The sequence below is a fragment of the Streptomyces silaceus genome (genome assembly GCF_001419745.1).
Classification (GTDB): domain Bacteria; phylum Actinomycetota; class Actinomycetes; order Streptomycetales; family Streptomycetaceae; genus Streptomyces; species Streptomyces silaceus.
Genome location: NZ_LIRJ01000224.1, coordinates 1 through 3,610, shown reverse-complemented (window position 1 = coordinate 3,610; position 3,610 = coordinate 1). Strand labels below are relative to the sequence as shown.

At 77.6% G+C, this 3,610-nt stretch carries 1 protein-coding gene; it reads right to left on the bottom strand.

Annotation, left to right across the window (positions count from 1 at the left end; translation table 11 throughout):
* Positions 1–3,610: type I polyketide synthase (locus AOK22_RS21585; RefSeq protein WP_157872270.1), on the bottom strand; the 3,610-nt coding region annotated here is incomplete at both ends.

The following is a 3,610-nucleotide window of genomic DNA, read 5'->3' as shown; positions in this document are numbered from 1 at the left end:
CCGCTTGGCGTCGGCGGCGCCCAGCCCCGCGAGGCGCTGCGGCAGCGCCTCGACGGCCGACACCGCGCGGGCCGTGCGCCGCGCCGGTGCCGGGGCGAGCGCCCTGATCATCGGCGGGGCGTCCTCGGTGATCCGCACGCGGACGGGGAGCAGCAGGGCACTGTCCGCGGCGAGGGCCCGGTCGAAGAGGGCGAGGGCACGGTCGGCCGGCAGCGGCAGGATGCCGTCGCGGGCCAGCCGGCGCGTCTCGGTCTCGCCGAGTCCCGCCGCCATGCCCGATCCGGTGTCCCACAGCCCCCAGGCCAGGGACAGGGCGGGCAGCCCCTCGGCGCGACGGCGGACCGCCAGGGCGTCGAGGAACGCGTTGCCCGCCGCGTAGTTGGCCTGTCCCGCCGCGCCGAGCGCGCCCGCCGCGGACGAGAAGAGGACGAACGCCGCCAGGCCGAGGTCGCGGGTGAGCTCGTGCAGGTGCCAGGCCGCGTCGGTCTTGGGGCGCAGCACCGCGTCGAGGCGGTCCGGGGTGAGGTCGCCGAGCAGCCCGTCGTCGAGGACGCCCGCGGCGTGCACCACGGCCGTCAGCGGGTGCGCGGCCGGGATCTCGTCGAGGAGTCCGGCGAGCGCGGCACGGTCGGTGGCGTCGCAGGCCGCGACGGTCACGGTCGCGCCGAACGCCTCGACCTCGTCCAGTTCCTCGTGCCACTTGCCCGAGCGGCTCGTCAGCAGCAGATGGCGCACGCCGTGCCGGGTGACGAGGTGCCGGGCGAGGAGACGGCCGAGGCTGCCGGTGCCGCCGGTGACGAGGACCGTGCCCTCGGGGTCGAGGGCCGGGGCGGGCGCGTCGGCCGGTGCCACGGCGGCCTCGGCGAGCCGCGGCGCGTACACCGTGCCGGCCCGCAGGGCCAGTTCGGGAGCGCCGCCCGCGACGGCGGCCGGCAGGGCGGCGGCCGACGCGGGGTCGTCGTCCGTGTCGACGAGGACGAGCCGGCCCGGGTGCTCCACGGCCGCGGCGCGCACCAGGCCCGCGATCACGGCCTGCGCCGGGTCGGGCGGGCCGTCGAGGGTGGCGGCGGAGCGGGTGACGACGACGAGGGGTTCGGGGTCCGTGTCGTCGGCCAGGTGGCGCTGGAGCGCGGTGAGGGCCTCCAGGGCCGTGTCCCGGGCGAGCACGGGCAGCGGCGCGTCCGACGCCGGGCGGACCGTGAGGATCCGCGGCTCGGGCGCGGTGCCCTCGGCGGCCTCGGGCAGCGGTGTCCAGCGCACCTCGTACAGGTCACCGGTCGCCGGGGCCGCCGCGTTCAGCTGCTCGGCGGTCACCTGGCGGATGCGCAGGGCGGTCACGTCGGCGACGGGCGCGCCCGCGCCGTCGAACAGCCGCAGCGTCATCGTCTCGGTGCCGTGCGGGGTGAGCCGCAGCCGCACCGCGGTCGCCCCGGCCGCGTGGACGGTGACGCCGTCCCACGAGAACGGCAGCGTCATCACGGTGGGGTCCTGGCCGTCGAGCAGGTCGATGGCGTGCAGGGTGGCGTCCAGCAGGGCCGGGTGCAGGGCGAATCCGTCGGCCGCCGCGTCCTCGGGCAGGGCGAGTTCGGCGAGGACCTCGTCGCCGAGCCGCCAGGCGCCGCGCAGGCACTGGAACAGCGGTCCGTAGGCGTAGCCCTGTTCGGCGAGGTGGTCGTAGGTGCCGCTGACGTCGACGGGTTCGGCGCCGGGCGGCGGCCAGGCCTCCAGGGCGGCCGGTTCGGCGGCTGCCCCGGGCGTGAGGACACCGCCCGCGTGGCGGCTCCACCCGCTCTCCGCGTCCTCGACGCGGGCGTGCACGGTCAGCTGCCGCCGCCCCTCGGCGTCGGGTGCGCCCGCCGCCACCTGGAGGTGGACGGCGCCGTCGGCGGGCAGGACCAGCGGGCGCTCCAGGTGGAGTTCCTCGATGTGCGGGCAGCCCACCCGGTCGCCCGCCTGCACGGCGAGTTCGACGAACGCGCTGCCCGGCAGGAGGACGACTCCGGCGACGGCGTGGTCGGCGAGCCAGGGGTGGGTGGCCAGGGAGAGCCGCCCGGTGAGGGCGACGGTGTCGTCGGCGGCCAGCGAGACGACCGCGCCGAGCAGGGGGTGCCCGGCGGGGGCCTGGCCGAGGCCGCCCGCGTCACCGGCCGCGGCCGGCTGGTCCTCCAGCCACAGCCGCTGCCGCTGGAACGCGTACGTCGGCAGGTCCGTGCGGCGGGCTCCGGTCCCGGCGAACACCCGCCGCCAGTCCACGGGCAGGCCGCGCATCCGCGCGGTCGCCAGGGCGGCGGCCAGCGCCGCGTCCTCCGCGCGGTCCCGGCGCAGCACCGGGACGAGCAGGGAGCGCTCGGGCTCCGCGAGGGCGTGGACGCCCATCGTCGACAGGACGGCGTCGGGGCCGAGTTCGAGGAAGGTGCGGACGCCGTCGGCCTCCAGGGTCCGTACGGCGTCGCCGAAGCGGACGGCCTCACGGGCGTGGCGTACCCAGTACGCGGGCGAGCACAGCTCGTCGTCGGTGGCGCGGACGCCGGTGACGTTCGAGACGACGGGGACGGCCGGCGGGGCGAAGGTCAGTTCGCGGGCGGTCTTCTCGAACTCCGCGAGCATCGGGTCCATCAGCGGCGAGTGGAACGCGTGGCTGACCCGCAGCCGCTTGGTCCTGCGGTCCTCGAAGGCCGCGCCGACCGCCTCGACGGCGGCCTCCGTGCCGGAGACCACGACGGCGCGCGGGCCGTTGACGGCGGCGAGGGACACGTCCGGGCCCAGGTGCGCGCGGACCTCGTCCTCGGTGGCGTCGACGGCCAGCATCGCGCCGCCCTCGGGCAGTTCCTGCATGAGCCGGCCCCGCGCGGTGACGAGCCGGGCCGCGTCCGCGAGGTCCAGGACGCCCGCGGCGTGGGCGGCGGTCAGCTCGCCGACGGAGTGCCCGGCAAGGTGGTCGGGGCGCACTCCGTAGGACTCCAGGAGCCGGTACAGCGCGGTCTCGACGGCGAACAGGGCGGCCTGCGTGTAGAGCGTACGGTCGAGCAGGGCGGCGTCGTCGCTGCCCGGCTCGGCCCACATCACCTCGCGCAGCGGCCGGTCCAGATGCGCGTCGAGCGCCTGGCAGACCTCGTCCAGGGCGTCCCGGAACGCGGGGTGCGAGGCGTACAGGCCGCGCCCCATGCCGGGGCGCTGGGCGCCCTGTCCGGTGAAGAGGAAGGCGACCTTGCCGCCGGTCTCCTTGCCGCGTACGACGGTGTCGGAGACGGCACCCGAGGCCAACGCGGCCAGCCCGCCGAGGAGTTCGTCGCGGTCGCGGGCGATCACGGCGGCCCGGTGGGCGAGTTCCGCGCGGCCGGTGACGAGGGAGTGCGCGAGATCGGCGAGCGGCCGGTCGGCGACGCTCTTGAGCCGCTCGGCCTGGGCCGCGAGGGCGTCGGGGGTCGCGCCGGACAGGAGGACCGGGAGCAGCGGGGTACCGGTCACGGCCGCGGAGTCCTCGGCCGCCGCGGGCTCGGGCGCGCTCTCCGCCACGAGGGCTTCGGCGGGGGCCTGTTCGATGATCGCGTGGGCGTTGGTGCCGCTGATCCCGAACGAGGAGATGCCCGCGCGGCGGGGGCGGTCCGCC